This is a genomic window from Actinokineospora sp. NBRC 105648, assembly GCF_030269645.1.
Classification (GTDB): Bacteria; Actinomycetota; Actinomycetes; order Mycobacteriales; family Pseudonocardiaceae; genus Actinokineospora.
This window is the reverse complement of sequence record NZ_BSTR01000019.1, coordinates 22,104-38,740: the sequence shown is the minus strand read 5'-3', so window position 1 is coordinate 38,740 and position 16,637 is coordinate 22,104. Positions and strand designations below refer to the sequence as shown.

Below are 16,637 nucleotides of genomic sequence, written 5' to 3'. Positions count from 1 at the left end.
AACAGTTCGGTCTGCAAGATTCACCCACAGCTGTGTAACGATTGGTTTATACCACCAGAACCCGCACGCCCTGCCCCTCCAGGTCGCGAAGCTGCGAATCCGATACGCGTTTGTCGGTCAGCAGCAGGTCTACCGCACCGGGCCGACAGATCTCGGCGAAGGCCCCGCGACCGAGCTTGGACGCGTCGGCCACCACCACGACCCGGCGCGCCCTGGACACCATCAGCCGGTTGGTGCCCGCCTCCCCCTCGTGGTGGGCGTAGGCGCCGCGCACCGGGTCGAACGCGTCCACACCCAGGAAGAGCACGTCCAGCGTGATCTCCATCAGCACCCGGGTGGCCAGCGGCCCGGTGAGCTCGAAGGACTGCGGGCGGGTCACTCCCCCGGTCACCACGATCTTGACCCGCGGCCGGACGGCCAGCTCACCGGCTATGTTGAGCGCGTTGGTGACCACGGTGAGCGCCGCCTGCTCGCCCCGGGCGTGCAGGTCCGCGCGGCCCGCGAGCGCCCGGGCGACCTCGGTCGTGGTCGTGCCGCCGTTGAGCCCGACGACCGCGCCGCGCTCGACCAGCGCGGCCGCGGCCTTGGCGATCCGCTCCTTCTCCGGGGCGTACCTGGCGGTCTTGTAGCGCAGCGGCAGGTCGTAGCTGACCGAGTTCGCCGCGGCGCCGCCCCTGGTGCGGGTGAGCAGCTGCTGCTCGGCGAGGTGGTCGAGGTCGCGGCGGATCGTGGCCGAGGAGAACCCCAGCTCGCGGGCCAGGTCGTCGACGTCTACCCGGCCCCGGCGGCCGAGCAGCTCCAGCAGGGTGCTGAGCCGTTCGTACCTGTTCATGCCCACCTCCACGCCTCGACAACGCACACAACGTGCAGTCGACTGCGTGATTATGCGGCTCAGACAGATCAAATGAGCAAGTTCTTACTGCTGTGCGCGCGTGGCGTGTCACTGGGCGAAGGCCCGCTCGATCAACCCCAGCACGTCCTCGGCCGAGCCCGTCGCGGGGAACCCGGCGGCCAGCCGGTGGCCGCCGCCGCCCAGCCGGGCTGCGACCTCGCGCACGTCGAACACCCCGACCGCGCGCAGCGACACCGACCAGTGGCCCGGGGTCAGCTCCTTGGCCACCGCGGCCACCTCGGCCTCGGCGACGGTGCGCACCAGGTCGACCACGCTGTCCGCGTCCTCACTACCCAGACCGTCCAAATCGGACAGTGCGACCGCGGTCAGGACCAGACCGCGGCCACCCGCGGCGTGCGGCACCAGCCGCGCGCGGGACAGCGCGGCGGAGACCAGTCCGAGCCAGGCGAACGGGTGCGCGTCCATCAGCTCGCGGGCCAGCGCGCTGGGGTCGACGCCCGCGGCGATCAACCGCCCGGCCACCTGGTGGGTCTGCGGGGTGGCGCGGCGAAACGAGCCGGTGTCGCTGACCAGGCCCGCGTAGAGGCACCTGGCGATCGGCTCGTCGAGCGGCGCGCCCAGCTCGTCGAGCAGCTCGAGCACCAGCACCGCGGTGGCCTCGGCGGACTCGTCGAGCAGGTGGTCGGTGCCGAACCGGGTGTTGCGCACGTGGTGGTCGACCACCAGCACCCGCCCGCCGGCGGCGATCGTCGCGGGCACCCGGTCGGCCAGCACGCCCAACCGCTGCTCGCTCGCGCAGTCGAGCACCACCAGCAGCGGCGGCGCCTGCGGCACCTGGTCGACGGGCACCACGAGGCCGACCGGGTCGAGCCCGCGCAGGTTGCGCGGGACCTCGGCGGGGAAGCCGAAGGACACCCGGACCTCGGCGCCCCGCTCGCGCAGCGCGAGTCCCAGCGCGAGCGCGCTGCCCAGCGCGTCCGCGTCCGGGCTGACGTGCGCGAACAGGGTGACATCGGTCGCGGAACGCAGGAGTTCGGCCGCCACGGCCAGATCGGTGCCCATCCGCCCAGCGTCCACGGACCCGGCGGCGGCTGTCCAGTCGACCCGGTGCGGCGCACCTCACCGGGTCGACCGACCCGGCTCAGCCCGGGGAGACCTTGCCGAGGGTGCCGCCGATGTGCCGCAGCACGTCGGGCAGGATCCCCCGCCAGTACAGCGGTCCGTGGTCGCCGTTGCCGAAGGTGGCCGGGTCGGCGCGCAGCCGCTCGGCCAGTGTGCGGGCGGCGGGCAGCAGCGGGTCGTCGGTGCCGCACCAGATCGACACCGGCAGGCCGGCGACCGCGCTCAGGTTGCGCAGCGGCTCGGCCTTCTCCCACTGCCGCTGGTCGGTGAAGCCGCCGAACTTCTCGGCGTCCTTCCAGCTGGTGAACACCGCCGGGCTCAGCGCGGCCAGGGTGGCCAGGCCGGGCACCTTGGCGTACTCGAAGGCGCCCGCGGCGCCCGCGGAGATGCCGAGCGCGCCGAACGGCGTGGGCGCCAGCTCGGTGCGCACCAGCCAGTCCGGCAGCTCCTCGGCCAGCATCTTCTGCGGCGGCCCGAGCCAGCTGGTGCCGCCGCCGTCGACCGCGACCACGGCGAACGGGCGGGTGCCCGCCCGCACCGTCGCGGTGAGCAGCGGCGGCAGGCCGATGTCGACGAACTGGCTGCTGTCGGCGCCCTCGCCGTGCAGGGCCAGGCACACCGGCAGCGGGCCGGTGACGTCGCGCGGGCGCATCACGATCATCTTGATGTCGCCGATCGACGATCGCCAGACCAGGTTGCTGACGGAGGTGGCCTCGACCGGCGGCGTCGTGACCGCGGTGGTCGCCGCGCGCGGTGAATCGTCGGTGCCGCAGCCCGCGAGCGCTGCCGCGCTCGCCAGCAGGAATCCGCGCCGGGTCCACTGGTGGTCCACTGTAGAACTCCCGGGGGTGGGATGATCGGGTGGTGCCCGGCACCGTCCGAAAGCGACAGACAGGGTCCCCGACGCGGAAAACCTTCGACGTTCGAGCTCTCCGACCGACCCCACCCACGGACAGTGCGGGACAATAGGTCTACACCAACCGGGTCAGATGTGCGAGCCTATGAATGACAACGCTTCGGGCATGACCCGAGCCCAGTAGCCCGCGTCGTGCCCGCCCTCGGCCGTGCGCGCCACCTCGGGCCGGGCCGTGTCGATCAGCTGGTTCGCCGAGAGCAGGAACGGGTCGGACGTGCCGCACCACACACCGAGCTTGGTGCCCGCGAGCTCGTCGACGTGCCGCAGCGGCTCGGTCTGCTCCCACTGCGGCCGCCCGGTGAACACCGAGCGGGTCCTGGCCTCGTTCCAGTTGGTGAACAGCGCCGGGCTGACCACCGCGGCCGCCCGCACCTGCGGGTGGTGGTCGCGCACGTAGTTCAGCGCGCCGTAGGCCCCCATCGAGATCCCGAGCACCGCGAACGGGCTCGGGTTGAGCCCGAGCCCGGTGAGCCAGCCGGGCAGGTCCTCGTCGAGCATCGCCGCCGGGTCGTCGCCGCGGGTCGTGGGCAGCCAGTACGAGTCGCCGCCGTCGACCGCGACCACGGCGAACGCGGCGGCCGCGGTAAGCTGCGCGCCGACACCCAGCTCGGTGAACATCCGCGCGCCCGCCCCGCGCCCGTGCAGCGCCAGGCACACCGGCAACGTCCCCGGCGCCAGCCCGTCCGGGCGGAACGCGATCACCTCGACCTGCTTGCCGCGCGCCTTCGACCGCAGCGTGCGCACCTCGACCAGCTTGGGCGCGGGCGCCGAGGACACCGGCGTGTCCGGCGCCACCGGGATGGGCGTGCGCAGGTCGCTGTCCGGCGTCTCGTCGTGGCGCAGCGCCCACGCCCCGAACGCCCCCAGCCCCGCGACGGTGGCCACCCCACCCGCGGCGGCGGCCAACACCTGGCGGCGCGACATGCGGCCGGACATCCGCTCTCCGGTCTCCCTCGAAGGTCCCCGACGGTCCTCCGGTAGGCGCATCCTCCCCCGAGAACCCCGACAATGCTAGGAGGCCGCCAGGTCAGCCGGTCCGCTGGGCACCGAACGCGCGGTAGGCCACGACCAGGTAGAACCCGAACCCGACGACGAGCGCCACCGTGCCCGCCGACTGCTGGACCGGCCACGGCAGCTGGATCAACGAGTCGGCCGGGTAGAAGTTCGTCCGCCCCGCCCGCACCTCGGCCTCGGCACCGGCGAAGGCCGCCCGGGAGACGGCGTCGAGACCGCGGTGTGCGAAATAGCCCGCCGTCGCGCCCACAGCGACGCCTGCCGAACCCGCGGCTATACCCCGCACGAGGAAGGCGCGGCGGTCAACGGGGTACGTGTCGTCCCACTCGGTGACGACCAAGAACGCGAAGTAGCCGAGGTAGCACGCGCCCAGCAGCCCGACGACGTAGGGCCAGCTCCAGGCCCAGTCCCACCCTCGGGCGATGTCGCGGAACGCGCCCAGCGCGACCCACTGGGCCTCAGGGGCGTTCGGGCTCCGCTGCGCGGACTCGGCCACCCGCGACAGGTAGGACTCGACGGCCCCGAACAACCCGGAGAGAGCCAGCGCGACGACGTAGGTCATGCCCAGGACCAGCAGGCTGGACACACCGGCCCGCGTGGCCACCCGCTGCCACTCGTCCTGGTCGACCCGGTTGTCCGGGTCCCACCGCAGCCGCAGGTACCGGGCGTAGACGATCGCCGCCCCGGCCAGCACCGAGGCCAGCAGGTTCACCAGGACGTCCGGCACCACGGTGGCGCGGTCCCTTCACGACGGTGGGAACGCGGCGGTCCGCCGCGCGGGTCAGGGCCGGTCGGTCAGTCGTCGTCCTCGTCGTCCTCGCGCGGGGCGCGGTACGGGTCGGGCTCGCCCGCGTAGACCGCGCCCGAGGCGCGCGCGGCGACCTCGGCGTCGGCCGCGCGGGCCCGGGCGAGCAGGTCGTCGATCCGGCGGGCGTCGTCCGGCACGGTGTCGGCCACGAAGGTCAGGGTGGGGGTGAACCGCACCCCGGTGCCCTGGCCGACCTTGGTCCGCAGCACGCCGGTGGCCCGCTCCAGGGCGGCGGTGACGCCCGCGTGGTCGGGTTCGCTGTCGAGCTTGTCGCCCAGCACGGTGTAGTAGACAGTCGCCTCGTGCAGGTCGGCGGTGACCTTGGCGTCGGTGATCGTCACCCGGGCCAGGCGCGGGTCCTTGACCTCGTGCTCCAGCGCGGACGCCACGATCTGGGAGATGCGCTTCGCGAGCTTGCGCGCGCGGGGTGCGTCAGCCACGGCGCTCCTTCTTTCTTCGTCGAGTCGGGGTGCGGCTCAGTCGTCGTCGGGGCCGAGGAGCCGGTGCCGGGCGGAGAGCAGCTCCAGCTCGGGGCGACCGGCCACCAACCGCTCGCAGGCGGCCAGGACGTCGCGGACGTGCTCGGCGTCGGCGGCGACCGCGGCCACGCCGATCAGGGCGCGGCGGTGCAGGTCGAGGTGGCCCGCCTCGGCGGCCGACACCTCGAACCGCTTGCGCAGCTCGGCCACCACGGGCCGGACCGCCGAGCGCTTCTGCTTGAGCGAGTGGACGTCCCCGAGCAGGAGGTCCAGTTCCAGGGCACCGACGTACACCAGGCATCACCGTGGGGGTGAGTAGGGAACCCCGGGGGGCGCGGCGAGCGCGCCCCCCGGGGTCTTCGAACCACTAGCTACGCGGCTTCTCGCGCATCTCGTAGGTCTCGATGATGTCGTCGACCTGGAGATCGCTGTACGAGCCGAGCGTCAGACCGCACTCGAAGCCCTCCCGGACCTCGACCGCGTCGTCCTTGAACCGGCGCAGCGAGCTGACCGGCAGCGACTCCTGCACGACCACGCCGTTGCGGATCAGCCGCGCCTTGGAGTTGCGGCGGATCTCACCGGAGAGCACCATGCAGCCCGCGATCGTACCGACCTTGGAGGACTTGAACACGTCGCGGATCTCGGCGCGGCCGAGCTCCACCTCCTCGTAGATCGGCTTGAGCATGCCCTTGAGGGCCGCCTCGATCTCGTCGATCGCCTGGTAGATCACCGAGTAGTAGCGGACATCGATGCCCTCGCGGTTGGCCAGCTCGGTGGCCTTGCCCTCCGCGCGGACGTTGAAGCCGATCACGATGATGTTGTCCGCGATCGCCAGGTTGATGTCGCCCTCGGTGATCGAACCGACGCCGCGGTGGATCACCCGCAGCTCGACCTCGTCGCCCACGTCGATCTTCGTGAGCGCGTCCTCGAGGGCCTCGACGGTACCCGAGTTGTCGCCCTTGATGATCAGGTTGAGCTGGCTGGTCTCCTTCAGCGCGGCGTCCAGGTCCTCCAGGCTGATGCGCTTGCGCTTCTGCGCGTTCTGCGCGGCCCGGTTCCTGGCCGAGCGCCGCTCGGCGATCTGCCGCGCGGTGCGGTCCTCCTCGACCACGAGGAAGGTGTCGCCCGCGCCGGGCACCGAGGTGAACCCGATGACCTGCACCGGACGCGACGGGGTCGCCTCGGTGATGTCCTCGTTGAACTCGTCCACCATCCGGCGCACGCGGCCGTAGGCGTCGCCCGCCACGATCGAGTCGCCGACCCGCAGGGTGCCGCGCTGCACGAGCACCGTGGCGACCGGACCGCGACCGCGGTCCAGGTGCGCCTCGATGGCCACGCCCTGGGCCTCCATGTCCGGGTTGGCCCGCAGGTCGAGCGCGGCGTCCGCGGTCAGCAGGATCGCCTCGAGCAGGCTCTCGATGTTGGTGCCCTGCTTGGCCGAGATGTCGACGAACATGGTGTCGCCGCCGTACTCCTCGGCGACCAGCCCGTACTCGGTGAGCTGCTGGCGGATCTTCTGAGGGTTGGCACCCTCCTTGTCGATCTTGTTGACCGCGACCACGATCGGCACCTGCGCCGCCTGGGCGTGGTTGATCGCCTCCACCGTCTGCGGCATGACACCGTCGTCGGCGGCGACCACGATCACCGCGATGTCGGTGGCCTGCGCGCCGCGGGCACGCATGGCGGTGAACGCCTCGTGACCGGGGGTGTCGATGAAGGTGATCAGCCGCTCGTTGCCCTCGAGCGCCGTGGCGACCTGGTAGGCACCGATGTGCTGGGTGATGCCACCGGCCTCGCCCTCGTGCACCGTCGTCTTGCGGATGGTGTCGAGCAGGCGGGTCTTGCCGTGGTCGACGTGACCCATGACGGTGACGACCGGCGGGCGCGCCTGCAGGTCCTCCTCGTCGCCGGAGTCCTCGCCGTAGCTGATCTTGAAGGAGTCCAGCAGCTCGCGGTCCTCCTCCTCGGGGGAGACCACCTGGACGGTGTAGTTCATCTCCGAGCCGAGCAGCTCGAGCACCTCGTCGGAGACCGACTGGGTGGCCGTGACCATCTCACCGAGGTGGAACAACACCTGCACCAGCGAGGCCGGGTTGGCGTTGATCTTGTCGGCGAAGTCGGTCAGCGAGGCACCGCGGGCCAGCCGGATCGTCTCGCCGTTGCCCTTGGGCAGGCGGACGCCGCCGACGCTGGGCGCCTGCATGTTGTCCATGTACTCCTGGCGCTTCTGCCGCTTGGACTTGCGCCCACGCCGCGAAGGACCACCGGGACGGCCGAAGGCACCCGCGGCACCGCCGCGACCGGCGCCGCCACCGGGACGACCACCGCCGCCACCGGGCCGGAAGCCGCCACCCGCCGGGGCACCGCCACCGCCGCCACCGCCGCCACCGGGGCGGAAGCCACCGCCGCCGCCACCACCGCCGCCGGGGCGGAAGCCGCCACCGCCACCGCTGCCACCACCGGGGCCGCCGCGGAAGCCACCGCCGCCGCCACCAGCACCGGGGCCGCCACGGGGACCGCCGGGGCCGCCGCCAGGGCCGCCACGGGGACCGCCGGGACCGCCACCGGGACCACCGCGACCGCCACTGGCGGGCCGGGCGGGTCGGGGCGGCATCATGCCGGGGTTGGGCCGGGGCGGCATGTTGCCGGGCGTCGGGCCACCGGACGGACGGGGTCCGCCGGGGGCGCGGTCGCCGCGCGGAGCGCCCTGCGGGCGGTCCGAGCCGGGTCGGGACGGTCGGTCGCCGCCACCGGGCGCGCGGTCACCGGCCGGGCCACCCTGGCCACCGGGCCGGGCACCGCCGCCGGGCCGCGGCGCCGGAGCACCGCCGCCGACACCGAAGGGGTTATTGCCGGGCCGCGGCGCGCGCGGACCGGGCTTGGGGGACTGCGTGCGCGGCGGGACCACCGAGCCGCCCTGGCCGCCACCCTGACCACCCTGCTGGGCGGCGGGCCGCTCCGGCTTCTGGGCGGGCTTGGGCGCCGCCGCGGGGGCGGGTGCCGGGGTCGGGGCGGCCGCGGCCGCTGCCGCGGGTGCCTGCTGCTCGCGCACCGGTTCGGGGCGCGGGGCGGGCTTGGGCGCGGGGCGCGGGCCGGGTCCGGGGATGAAGCCGGGCTTGGCCGCGGGCGCGCTGGGGGTCTGGGTCTGGGCCGGGGGCTGCGCGGGTGCCGCCGCCTGCGGGGCGGGGGCACTGCTCGCGACCGGGGCGGGAGCCGAGGGCTCCGTCCGGGGCGCGGGCGGGCGCGGCGTCGGCTTGGGGCCGGGTCGCGGACCGGGCTTGGCCTCACCCTTGCCGGGGTAGGCGTCGCGCAGCCTGCGAGCGACGGGCGCCTCGACGGTGGAGGACGCCGACTTCACGAACTCACCCAAGTCCTTCAACTTGGCGAGTACATCCTTGCTGGTGACTCCGAGCTCCTTCGCGAGCTCGTGCACACGGGCCTTGCCTGCCACTGCTCTCCTCGTCTGATGAGGCCGGCGGCAGTCCCGTCGACCTCGTCCTATCGTCGCGCGTTCATGTCTTCAGCTTCACGGCTGACTCATGACGGGTCGACCTGCTTCCTTCTCTTCCACCACGGAACGGGGGTACTCCGTTCCGACATCGCCGGCGGCCAGTTCGACCACCGATCGAAGGCGGTCCACGCCGACCGCTCCCTGGACCCGGAAGGCCCGGGGGAACGCCCGCCGCTTCTCGGCCTTGGCCAGACACGCGGGGCTGGGGTGCAACCAAGCACCCCGCCCCGGCATCCGACGTCGCGGGTCGGGGATCGCGTCCCCGTCCGCGAAGACAACTCGCAGCAGTTCGGTGTCCGCCGCCCGGACCCGGCAACCGACGCACGTCCTGACTGGGCCGTGCCCATCGGGTCGGCCACCGGGACGAGCGGAAACCGGTTCTTGATGACGAACCATGGGAAAGTCTATCTTGTCCGGCTCACTGCGCCGAACCGGATACCGGTGCGGCCGGCGCGGGGGCCGCCGCGTCGCTGCGGATGTCGATCCTCCAGCCGGTCAGCCGGGCGGCGAGCCGGGCGTTCTGGCCCTCCTTGCCGATGGCCAGCGACAGCTGGAAGTCCGGCACCACGACGCGCGCGGTCTTGGCCCGCTCGTCCACGACGGTGACCGAGACCACCTTCGCCGGCGAGAGCGCGTTGCCCACGAACGTCGCCGGGTCGTCGGCGTAGTCGATGATGTCGATCTTCTCACCGGCCAGCTCGCTCATCACGTTGCGCACCCGGGCGCCCATCGGGCCGATGCAGGCGCCCTTGGCGTTGACCCCGGCGACGGTGGACCGGACCGCGATCTTGGAGCGGTGCCCGGCCTCGCGCGCCACCGCCGGGATCTCGACGGTGCCGTCGTTGATCTCCGGGACCTCCAGCGCGAACAGCCTGCGCACGAGGTTGGGGTGCGTGCGGGACAACGTGATCTGCGGCCCGCGTGTTCCCCGGGCCACCCCGACCACGTAGCACTTGATCCGGGTGCCGTGCTCGTAGTTCTCCCCGGGCACCTGCTCGACCGCCGGGAGCACGCCCTCGGTGTCGCCGACCTGCACGACCACCATGCCGCGGGAGTTGGCGCGGGTGTCGCGCTGCACCACCCCGGCGATGATCTCGCCCTCCTTGGCGGCGAACTCGCCGAAGGTGCGCTCGTGCTCGGCGTCGCGCAGCCGCTGCAGGATGACCTGCCGGGCGGTGGTCGCCGCGATCCGGCCGAATCCCTCCGGGGTGTCGTCCCACTCGTCCTCGACCTGGCCGTCGGCCCCGGTGGTGAAGGCGAGCACGCGCACCAGGCCGGTGCGCTTGTCGATGTCGATCCGGGCGTGCGGCTGGTGGCCCTCGGTGTGCTTGTACGCCGTCAGCAGCGCGGTCTCGATCGCGTCGATGACCGTCTCGAACGGGATGTCCTTGTCGCGCTCGATGGCGCGCAGCGCCGCGATGTCCACGTTCATCGCGCGTCCTCCTCAGTACCAGACGCCCGACCTTCGAGCATCGCCAACTCCGCCTCCGGCGGTTGCTTGAACTCGACCTCGACCACGGCGTGCGAGACCTCGGCGTAGGAGACGCGCCGCAGCGCGCCCGCGACGAGCATCTCCACCCCGCCGTCGTCGACGTCGCCGACCCGGCCGAGGAACTCGGGTCCCTCGATCGGGCGAACCTTGACCAGCCGCAGCCGGGCCCGGTGCCACTGGCGGGGGCGGGTGAGCGGGCGGTCGACGCCCGGGGAGGTCACCTCGAGGGTGTAGGGCCCGCCGAGGACGGCGTCGTGCTCGTCGAGCACCCCCGCCACCGCCCGGCTGACCAGCGCGACCTGGTCGAGGCTCACGCCGTCGTCACCGTCCACCACCACCCGCACCAACCGCTTGCGCCCCGCTTGGGCGACGTCGAGCTGCTCCAGCTCGAACCCGGTCTCCGCGATCGCCTCGGCCACGAGCGGCTCCAATGCCGCCGTGACGGTGTCGCGTTGTCCCTGGTTGGCCACCTTGGCCGCTCCCTGTTCTGGTCGATGGTGCGGTTGTCTGCCGGTCGGCGGTACTCGCCGGCGACCGGGGTCACCTAGCGTATCTCGCCGCCGCGGGCCCAGCCGCCGCAGGCGATCATCCGGCGGCACCGGATGGCCGAACGCGCCGCCTGGCAGGATGACCGGCCGTGAGCACTCCCCCGCTGACCCGCCGCGCGCTGCTGGTGTCCGCCGCCGTGGTCACCGCCGCCGCGTGCACACCGGCACCGAAGGCCCCTCCCCCGCCCGACCCGCTGGCGGCACTGGCCGCGCGGGCCCGCGCGGACGCGGCGCTGGCCACGGCCGTCGGCACGGCGGTGCCCGCGCTGGCCGCGCCCGCCACCGAGGTGGCCAAGGCCCGGACCGAGCACGCGGTGGTGCTGCAGAAGGAGGTCGACCGCGAGCGACCACCGGTCAGCTCGTCGGGATCGGCGGCGCCGACGACCTCGGCGACCGCGCCGCCCACCGCCCCCGCGGACCCCGCGGCGGCGAAGAAGGCACTGGTCGACGGCTTGACCGCGGCCGAGAAGGAGGCGTCCGGCGTGGTGGCGACGGTTCCCCGGTACCGGGCGGGCATGGTCGGCTCGGTGGCGGCCGGGTGCGCGAGCCTGCGGGAGGTGCTGGCGTGACCCAGCCCGTCTCGGCCACGGAGCAGGCCCAGCCCTCCAGCATCGCGCCCTCGCGCGCGCCGCTGCCCCAGGACACGCTCGCCGCGGTGCAGGCCGCGCTGGGCGCCGAGCACGCCGCGGTGTGGGTGTACGGCCTGGTCAGCGCCTTCTTGCCGGCGTCGTTCGACGCCCCGATCCTGGCCGGCACGACCGCCCACCGGGCCCGCCGCGACGCCACCGAGCGACTGCTGGGCTCGGCGGGCGCGGTCCCGCAGGCCGCGGAACCCGCCTACCTGCCACCCAAACCGGTGACGAACCAGGCGTCGGCGCTGGAACTGCTGGTGGGCGCCGAGCAGGACGGCACGGTCGCGTGGCGGGCGGTGCTGGAGCGGACCGACGACGCGGATGTGCGCAAGATCGCGGCGGAGGCCCTGACCGAGACGGCGGTGCGCGCGGTCCGCTGGCGCAAACTCGCGGGCTTGGCGCCGCTCACGCCGTCCATGCCCGGGCAGCCCTAGGCGGCCTTGTCCTCAAAGCCGGGCGAGCGGTGTGGCCAGGTCGATCAGGCCTTGGTGGGAGACAGTGGTCTTGTCGAGTCGTGTGGCGATGGCGCGGGATTGCGTGAGGCGGTTGTAGCGGCGTCGACGATGGTGCGGCGTGTGCAGGCGGTGTGGTCGGGGGCCGGTGGGTGACCACCGGTCCGGCCTCGGCGCAGCCGATTGGCTCGTTGGTCGCGGCGTTCGGGGAATGGTTGCCGGGATGTGCCGTCGGTGCAGGTGAGAGCGGATGGCGCGACTGGAGTAGCCCCGGCCGATGGCATGATCACCCGGCTCGGCCCCACTTTGAGGACAGGCCCTAGGCGCTGCCTGGTGCGCGCTTAGGCGCCGGGACTGATCTGCGCGGCGAGCCGGAGCGCGTCGTCGCTGATGTCCTTGAGCTGGCGCACCTCGGCCTCGGTGCGCTTGGCGGCGGGCGCCCAGTCGGACTCGACCACGATCAGGTCGCGGTCGAGCAGCGCGGACTGGTAACCACCGCCGCCGAGGCCCTTGTTGGGGACCAAGCCGTCGATCTTGACCAGGCCCGCGTACACCGGTTCGTCCACGTTGCCGGTGTTGTCGTCGTCGGTGATCTTCATCAGCGCGGTCGCGTCCTCGGCGGTGGGCATCCGGACCACCGAGACGGCCGTGTAGACGGTCTTGCCGTCGATCTGCGAGGTGTAGAGCGCGCGGGTGAGGCTGGCGCACGGCTTGTCGGCGAAGAACTGCTTCACCTTGCCGTGCGAGTTCTTGGCGCAGTCGACGTCCCGCTTGGGCTGGGGCATGCCCGAGTACGCGGTGAACTGGAACCGGCCGTCGGGGATCGGCCGGGCCGAGCTGCTGCCCGCCGCCTGGGTCGGGGTGACCGGGTCCTCGTCGGTGACGTACCAGAAGATCAGGCCGGAGACCACGGCCACGGCGACCAGCCCGGCCCCGCGCAGCGCCCAGGCCAGCGCGGTGTTCTTGGGCGGCTCGGGCGGTTCCTCCTGGAACCGGAACGGCTCATCCGGACGGTGCCCGGCCTGGACGCGCGGGATCCACTCGGTCTCCCCGGACCGGCCCACCGGGCGGCCGGAGTGGTCGGGGTGGGGCTGCTGTCCCGGATGACGTGGCGCCGACATGGTGCACAACGGTAGTCGGCCCGACCACGGACCGGGGAATCACCCGAATGCCGCGATCACCCGGTCGACGTCCTCGGCGGTGTTGTACAGGTGGAACGCCAGCCTGGGCCTGCCCGCTCGGATGGCGCAGCGGACGCCCGCGGCGCGGAGGCGTTCCGCGGCGTCTGGGACGTCGAGGGAGATGATGGCCGTGCCGCGCGGCTCCTGTCCGAGACGGGTCAGGAGGTCGTCGGCGAGGCCGGTCGTGTGCTTGTGGACGAGCGACAGGTCTAGGTCCGCGAGCCACGGCAGCACGGCCGCCGTCCCGACGTGGGCGAACCACACCGGGGACAGGTCGTAGCGGCGGGCGTCGGGGGCCAGGCGCAGTGGGAGGCCGTACACGGTGTCCCACGGTTCGTCGCCCGCGTACCAGTTGGCCGCGACCGGGCGGGTCCATTCCTCGGCCTCCGGGCGGATCGCGAGCCAGGCGGCGCCGCGTGGGCTGAGCAGCCACTTGTACCCCGCGCCGACCACCCAGTCGGCCCAGCCCACGTCGAGCGGGAGCCAGCCCGCGGCCTGGGTGGTGTCGAGCAGGGTGCGGGTGCCGGACCGGCGCAGCGCGTCGAGGTCGGCGACGGCACCGTCGGCGGACTGCACGGCGCTGACCACGACCAGGTCGTACCCGGCGGCGCGGTCGGCCAGCTCGGCGGGCTCGACCTCGGTGACGGTCACCCCCCGGTCGGCCTGCGCGGCGAACGGGAAGGTCGCGCTGGTGAACTCGCCGCGCACGGTGAGCACCCGGGTGCCGTCCGGGATCCCGACCGCGACCTGGGCGACCAGCTGGGACACCGAGGCGCCGATGGCCACCCGGGACGGCTCGACGCCGACCAGCCGGGCCCACGCCGCACGGCTGGTGGCGACGGGTTCGTCGAAGTCGGGCGGGCTGTCCAGCCCGCCGCGCCAGCGCTCGACCGCGGCCGCGAGGGCGTCGGCGGCGGAGTCGGGCGGGATGCCGATGCTCGCGGTGTTCAAGTACCCGGCGGGAACCTCGAACTGCTTTCCGAAGGCGGTGCGCACACCCCCGACCCTACGGTGGTGGACGTGCACAGCGAGGAGATCGAGATCGAGACGGGCGACCGGGAGGTCGTGGTCGACCTGACCGGTCGGTGCGAGCGGTTCCTGACCGAGGCCGACGCCACCGACGGGCTGCTGCACCTGTGGGTGCCGCACGCCACGGCCGGGATCGCGGTGATCGAGACCGGGGCGGGCAGCGACGACGACCTGCTCACCGCCCTGCGGGAGCTGCTCCCGGCGGACGCGCGGTGGCGGCACCGGCACGGTTCACCCGGCCACGGCCGCGACCACGTGCTGCCCGCGCTGCTGCCGCCGCACGCGAGCGTGCCGGTGCTCGACGGCCGGATGGCGCTGGGCACCTGGCAGTCGGTGTGCCTGGTGGACACCAACGTCGACAACCCGGTGCGGCGCGTCCGGTTGAGCTACCTGAGCGGCTGAACCGAGGGCGGCCGAGCACCGGGCACGGTGCTCGGCCGCCCTCGGGGATCACGAGGTGGTGATCGCCACCGTGTCGACCAGGAAGTCGGTCTGCAGGCTGGCGTCCTCCACGCTGAGGAACTTCAGCGTCACCGTCTTGCCGCGGTAGCCGCTCACGTCGAGCGTGCGCTTGACGTAGCCGGTGTTGGCGTCGACGTTGCTGTAGGTCTTGAGCGTCGTGGCCGTGCTGCCACTGACGACCTGGACCTTGAGCGTGTCGTAGGCGGTGCTCTCGGTCTCGGCCGTGCCCACCCGCAGGTAGTACGACAGGGTCGCGGTGCCCGCCGTCGCCGGGATGGTCACCGACTGGCTGACCGTGTCGGTGTTGGCCTGCCCATTGCCGCCGAGCCAGGCGTACCAGCTGCCCGCCTGGGCCGGGTAGTAGGTGAACTGGCCCACCGAGCCGCCGGTGACCGTCCAGCCGGTCGTGCCGCTCTCGAACCCGCCGTTGGCCACGATCGAGGACCCGGGCGGGGTGGTCGTGGGCGGCACGGTCGTGGTGGGCGGGGTGGTCGTGCTGGTGCGGTAGTCGATCGTGTGGGTGTACACCAGGTCACGGGTGGCCGAGGAGACGTCGAGCCCGGCCGAGGCGCGGTCGACGGTGAACCACTCCTTGTACGAGCTGGACGAGTTGGCGATCATGCTGGCGAACGTGCGGGTCGGCCCGCCGTCGACCTTGCGCCACAGGTCGATCGTGGCGCCCGCGACCCGGCACTCGACCTGGTCGCCGTTCTCCACGTTGGTGCGCCCGGCGGGCTGGGCCGAGTTGAACCACTTGGTGGTCATCAGGTCCATGCCGGAGCCGTCGGCCCAGTAGAACATCCCGTCGCCCATGGTGTAGCCGGCGATGGCGTTGGCGAAGCCCTCGGTCCAGGCGCAGCTGCTGCCGGTGCGGGCGTGCAGGTAGTGCGGGCTCGGGCAGTCGCTGGTCGGCCACCAGCCCGCGTAGAGCATGTCCATCAGGGCGTGGCCGGACTCGTGCAGCACCAGGTGCTCGGAGTCCGGGTCGGCGTCGGCGAGCGCGACGTAGCGCTGGGCGACCGGCACACCGTTCTGGAAGTAGGTGCCGTCGGTGCTGCCCGGCTGCCAGTGGATGGTGAGCTTGCGCTGGCAGTTCGAGGTCTCGCGGGTGGTCCAGCACGGGCTGGTGCCGTGGATGCCCCACAGCTTGTTCACCGTGTCGTAGGCGTGCCAGCCGCGCATGTTCGCGCTGGTCGGCGCGGTGGTGCCGAACGCGGCGTCAGTGCCGCCCGCGACGTTGGTCTTGGCCGCGGTGGTCGCGGTGTAGACCGAGGTGCCCGCGTTGTTGGTGACCCGCCAGAGCGCGGAGTCGGTGGAGAACTCCACCCACACCTGGTACATCGTGGTGACCGGCGAGGTGAAGCAGACCGAGTAGGCGCCGTCGGAGCCGGTCAGGCCGGTGGCGTAGTACTGCGCGGTCGCCGCGGACGTGGTCTTGCCCACGACCTTGGCGGTGACTGTGCGGCCCGGCTTCCAGGCACCCTTGGCATCGGCGTACTGGAACGCGCCCTTGGCGCAGATCTGGCCCGCCGCGGCGGTGGTGGCCAGCGCTGCGGGGGGCGCCGAACGGGTCACGACGGCCGAGTCAGTGCCGGTGACGCCCGCGCGGGAAGTCCCCGCCTTGCCGCCGACGGTGAGCGTGGCGAAGCCGTGCGCGGACCGGTCGGTGGCGGGCTGGTCGGCGCTGGTCACGTCGGCCTCGATGTGCGCGGGACCGGCGGCGAGCGCCGTGACGCCGAACTTCAGCGTGCGGCCCTTGGTCGAGAGGGCGAACCGCTGCTCGGCGAGCTGGGACAGGCCGACGACGCGCGGCTGGGACAGGCCGCTGTCGCCGGTGGCGAGCTTGAGCGTGTCGGGCAGCCGGACGGCCAGGTTCGCCTGGTCGAGGTCGACCTGGGACCGGATGGTGACGGTGACGGTGGCCGACTCGCCCACCGCGGGCAGCCGGTCGAGGGACACGTCCGCGGCCACGCAGCTCGTGGGCGTCTCGGACTTCTCGGACACCGGCTGCCGCAGCGAACAGGTGGAGCTGTTCGCCGCGGTGGCCGGACCTTGGACGAGGACGACCGCCGCCGCCGCGACGACCGCGGCGGAGACGGACAGAGGGATCAGGGCTCTCATGCAGGGCGCCTTTCGGA

Annotated in this window: 17 protein-coding genes; 3 read left to right on the top strand and 14 right to left on the bottom strand. The window is 73.1% G+C overall.

The window, feature by feature from the left end:
• Positions 1 to 46: 46 nt before the first annotated feature.
• The 11 genes from QSK30_RS18275 to rimP form a co-directional block, all read right to left on the bottom strand.
• Entirely contained in the window at positions 47 to 832 is a 786-nt protein-coding gene (locus tag QSK30_RS18275) for a DeoR/GlpR family DNA-binding transcription regulator (RefSeq protein WP_285504293.1), read from the bottom strand.
• A 108-nt stretch (positions 833 to 940) separates the two neighbouring features.
• Positions 941 to 1,915: a DHH family phosphoesterase gene (locus tag QSK30_RS18270; protein WP_285504292.1), complete on the bottom strand. Its 975-nt coding sequence runs from the start codon at positions 1,913 to 1,915 to the stop codon at positions 941 to 943.
• 79 nt (positions 1,916 to 1,994) lie between these two features.
• On the bottom strand, positions 1,995 to 2,807 hold the full coding sequence (locus QSK30_RS18265; RefSeq protein ID WP_285504290.1) for an alpha/beta hydrolase: 813 nt from the start codon (positions 2,805 to 2,807) through the stop codon (positions 1,995 to 1,997).
• Between the two features lie 153 nt (positions 2,808 to 2,960).
• Positions 2,961 to 3,827 carry an alpha/beta hydrolase gene (locus QSK30_RS18260; protein ID WP_285504288.1) on the bottom strand — a complete coding sequence of 289 codons (867 nt, stop codon included), beginning with the start codon at positions 3,825 to 3,827 and terminating at the stop codon, positions 2,961 to 2,963.
• A gap of 91 nt (positions 3,828 to 3,918) precedes the next feature.
• Positions 3,919 to 4,635: a hypothetical protein gene (locus tag QSK30_RS18255; protein WP_285504286.1), complete on the bottom strand. Its 717-nt coding sequence runs from the start codon at positions 4,633 to 4,635 to the stop codon at positions 3,919 to 3,921.
• 65 nt (positions 4,636 to 4,700) lie between these two features.
• Positions 4,701 to 5,153, bottom strand: coding sequence for a 30S ribosome-binding factor RbfA (gene rbfA / locus QSK30_RS18250; protein WP_285504284.1), 453 nt, complete (start codon positions 5,151 to 5,153; stop codon positions 4,701 to 4,703).
• 36 nt (positions 5,154 to 5,189) lie between these two features.
• The gene (locus QSK30_RS18245) at positions 5,190 to 5,486 is read right to left on the bottom strand and encodes a DUF503 domain-containing protein (RefSeq protein WP_285504282.1); all 297 of its coding nucleotides are present in this window, start codon (positions 5,484 to 5,486) and stop codon (positions 5,190 to 5,192) included.
• Between the two features lie 73 nt (positions 5,487 to 5,559).
• Positions 5,560 to 8,643, bottom strand: a complete 3,084-nt coding sequence (gene infB, locus QSK30_RS18240) for a translation initiation factor IF-2 (RefSeq protein ID WP_285504280.1) — start codon at positions 8,641 to 8,643, stop codon at positions 5,560 to 5,562.
• 75 nt (positions 8,644 to 8,718) lie between these two features.
• Positions 8,719 to 9,099, bottom strand: coding sequence for a YlxR family protein (locus tag QSK30_RS18235; RefSeq protein WP_285504278.1), 381 nt, complete (start codon positions 9,097 to 9,099; stop codon positions 8,719 to 8,721).
• 22 nt (positions 9,100 to 9,121) lie between these two features.
• The gene (gene nusA, locus QSK30_RS18230) at positions 9,122 to 10,135 is read right to left on the bottom strand and encodes a transcription termination factor NusA (RefSeq protein WP_285504276.1); all 1,014 of its coding nucleotides are present in this window, start codon (positions 10,133 to 10,135) and stop codon (positions 9,122 to 9,124) included.
• The gene (gene rimP, locus QSK30_RS18225; RefSeq protein WP_285504275.1) at positions 10,132 to 10,665 is read right to left on the bottom strand and encodes a ribosome maturation factor RimP; all 534 of its coding nucleotides are present in this window, start codon (positions 10,663 to 10,665) and stop codon (positions 10,132 to 10,134) included. The genes nusA and rimP overlap by 4 nt, the downstream gene beginning before the upstream one ends.
• Positions 10,666 to 10,832: 167 nt before the next feature.
• Between rimP and QSK30_RS18220 the strand changes: the two genes are divergently transcribed.
• On the top strand, positions 10,833 to 11,312 hold the full coding sequence (locus QSK30_RS18220) for a hypothetical protein (RefSeq protein WP_285504274.1): 480 nt from the start codon (positions 10,833 to 10,835) through the stop codon (positions 11,310 to 11,312).
• Positions 11,309 to 11,809, top strand: a complete 501-nt coding sequence (locus QSK30_RS18215) for a ferritin-like domain-containing protein (protein ID WP_285504273.1) — start codon at positions 11,309 to 11,311, stop codon at positions 11,807 to 11,809. The genes QSK30_RS18220 and QSK30_RS18215 overlap by 4 nt, the downstream gene beginning before the upstream one ends.
• Before the next feature lie 359 nt (positions 11,810 to 12,168).
• Here the strand turns inward: QSK30_RS18215 and QSK30_RS18210 are convergent, their stop codons facing one another.
• A complete protein-coding gene (locus tag QSK30_RS18210; protein ID WP_285504271.1) occupies positions 12,169 to 12,948 on the bottom strand; it encodes a hypothetical protein in 780 nt (259 codons plus the stop codon).
• Between the two features lie 39 nt (positions 12,949 to 12,987).
• Positions 12,988 to 14,004 carry an aminotransferase class V-fold PLP-dependent enzyme gene (locus QSK30_RS18205; RefSeq protein ID WP_285504269.1) on the bottom strand — a complete coding sequence of 339 codons (1,017 nt, stop codon included), beginning with the start codon at positions 14,002 to 14,004 and terminating at the stop codon, positions 12,988 to 12,990.
• 24 nt (positions 14,005 to 14,028) lie between these two features.
• On the opposite strand from QSK30_RS18205, the gene QSK30_RS18200 reads away from it, so the two are divergent.
• The gene (locus QSK30_RS18200) at positions 14,029 to 14,439 is read left to right on the top strand and encodes a secondary thiamine-phosphate synthase enzyme YjbQ (protein ID WP_285504413.1); all 411 of its coding nucleotides are present in this window, start codon (positions 14,029 to 14,031) and stop codon (positions 14,437 to 14,439) included.
• A gap of 48 nt (positions 14,440 to 14,487) precedes the next feature.
• On the opposite strand, the gene QSK30_RS18195 is transcribed toward QSK30_RS18200, so the two are convergent.
• Positions 14,488 to 16,620 (bottom strand): hypothetical protein, encoded by a 2,133-nt coding sequence (locus QSK30_RS18195; protein ID WP_285504267.1) that lies wholly within the window; start codon positions 16,618 to 16,620, stop codon positions 14,488 to 14,490.
• Positions 16,621 to 16,637: the final 17 nt, after the last annotated feature.

Bases quoted from the DNA above. Each gene is read 5' to 3' on its own strand.
- QSK30_RS18275 (WP_285504293.1), bottom strand. From the start codon at position 832: ATGAACAGGTACGAACGGCTCAGCACCCTGCTGGAGCTGCTCGGCCGC.
- QSK30_RS18270 (WP_285504292.1), bottom strand. From the start codon at position 1,915: ATGGGCACCGATCTGGCCGTGGCGGCCGAACTCCTGCGTTCCGCGACC.
- QSK30_RS18260 (WP_285504288.1), bottom strand. From the start codon at position 3,827: ATGTCCGGCCGCATGTCGCGCCGCCAGGTGTTGGCCGCCGCCGCGGGT.
- QSK30_RS18235 (WP_285504278.1), bottom strand. From the start codon at position 9,099: ATGGTTCGTCATCAAGAACCGGTTTCCGCTCGTCCCGGTGGCCGACCC.
- nusA (WP_285504276.1), bottom strand. From the start codon at position 10,135: ATGAACGTGGACATCGCGGCGCTGCGCGCCATCGAGCGCGACAAGGAC.
- QSK30_RS18210 (WP_285504271.1), bottom strand. From the start codon at position 12,948: ATGTCGGCGCCACGTCATCCGGGACAGCAGCCCCACCCCGACCACTCC.
- QSK30_RS18195 (WP_285504267.1), bottom strand. From the start codon at position 16,620: ATGAGAGCCCTGATCCCTCTGTCCGTCTCCGCCGCGGTCGTCGCGGCG.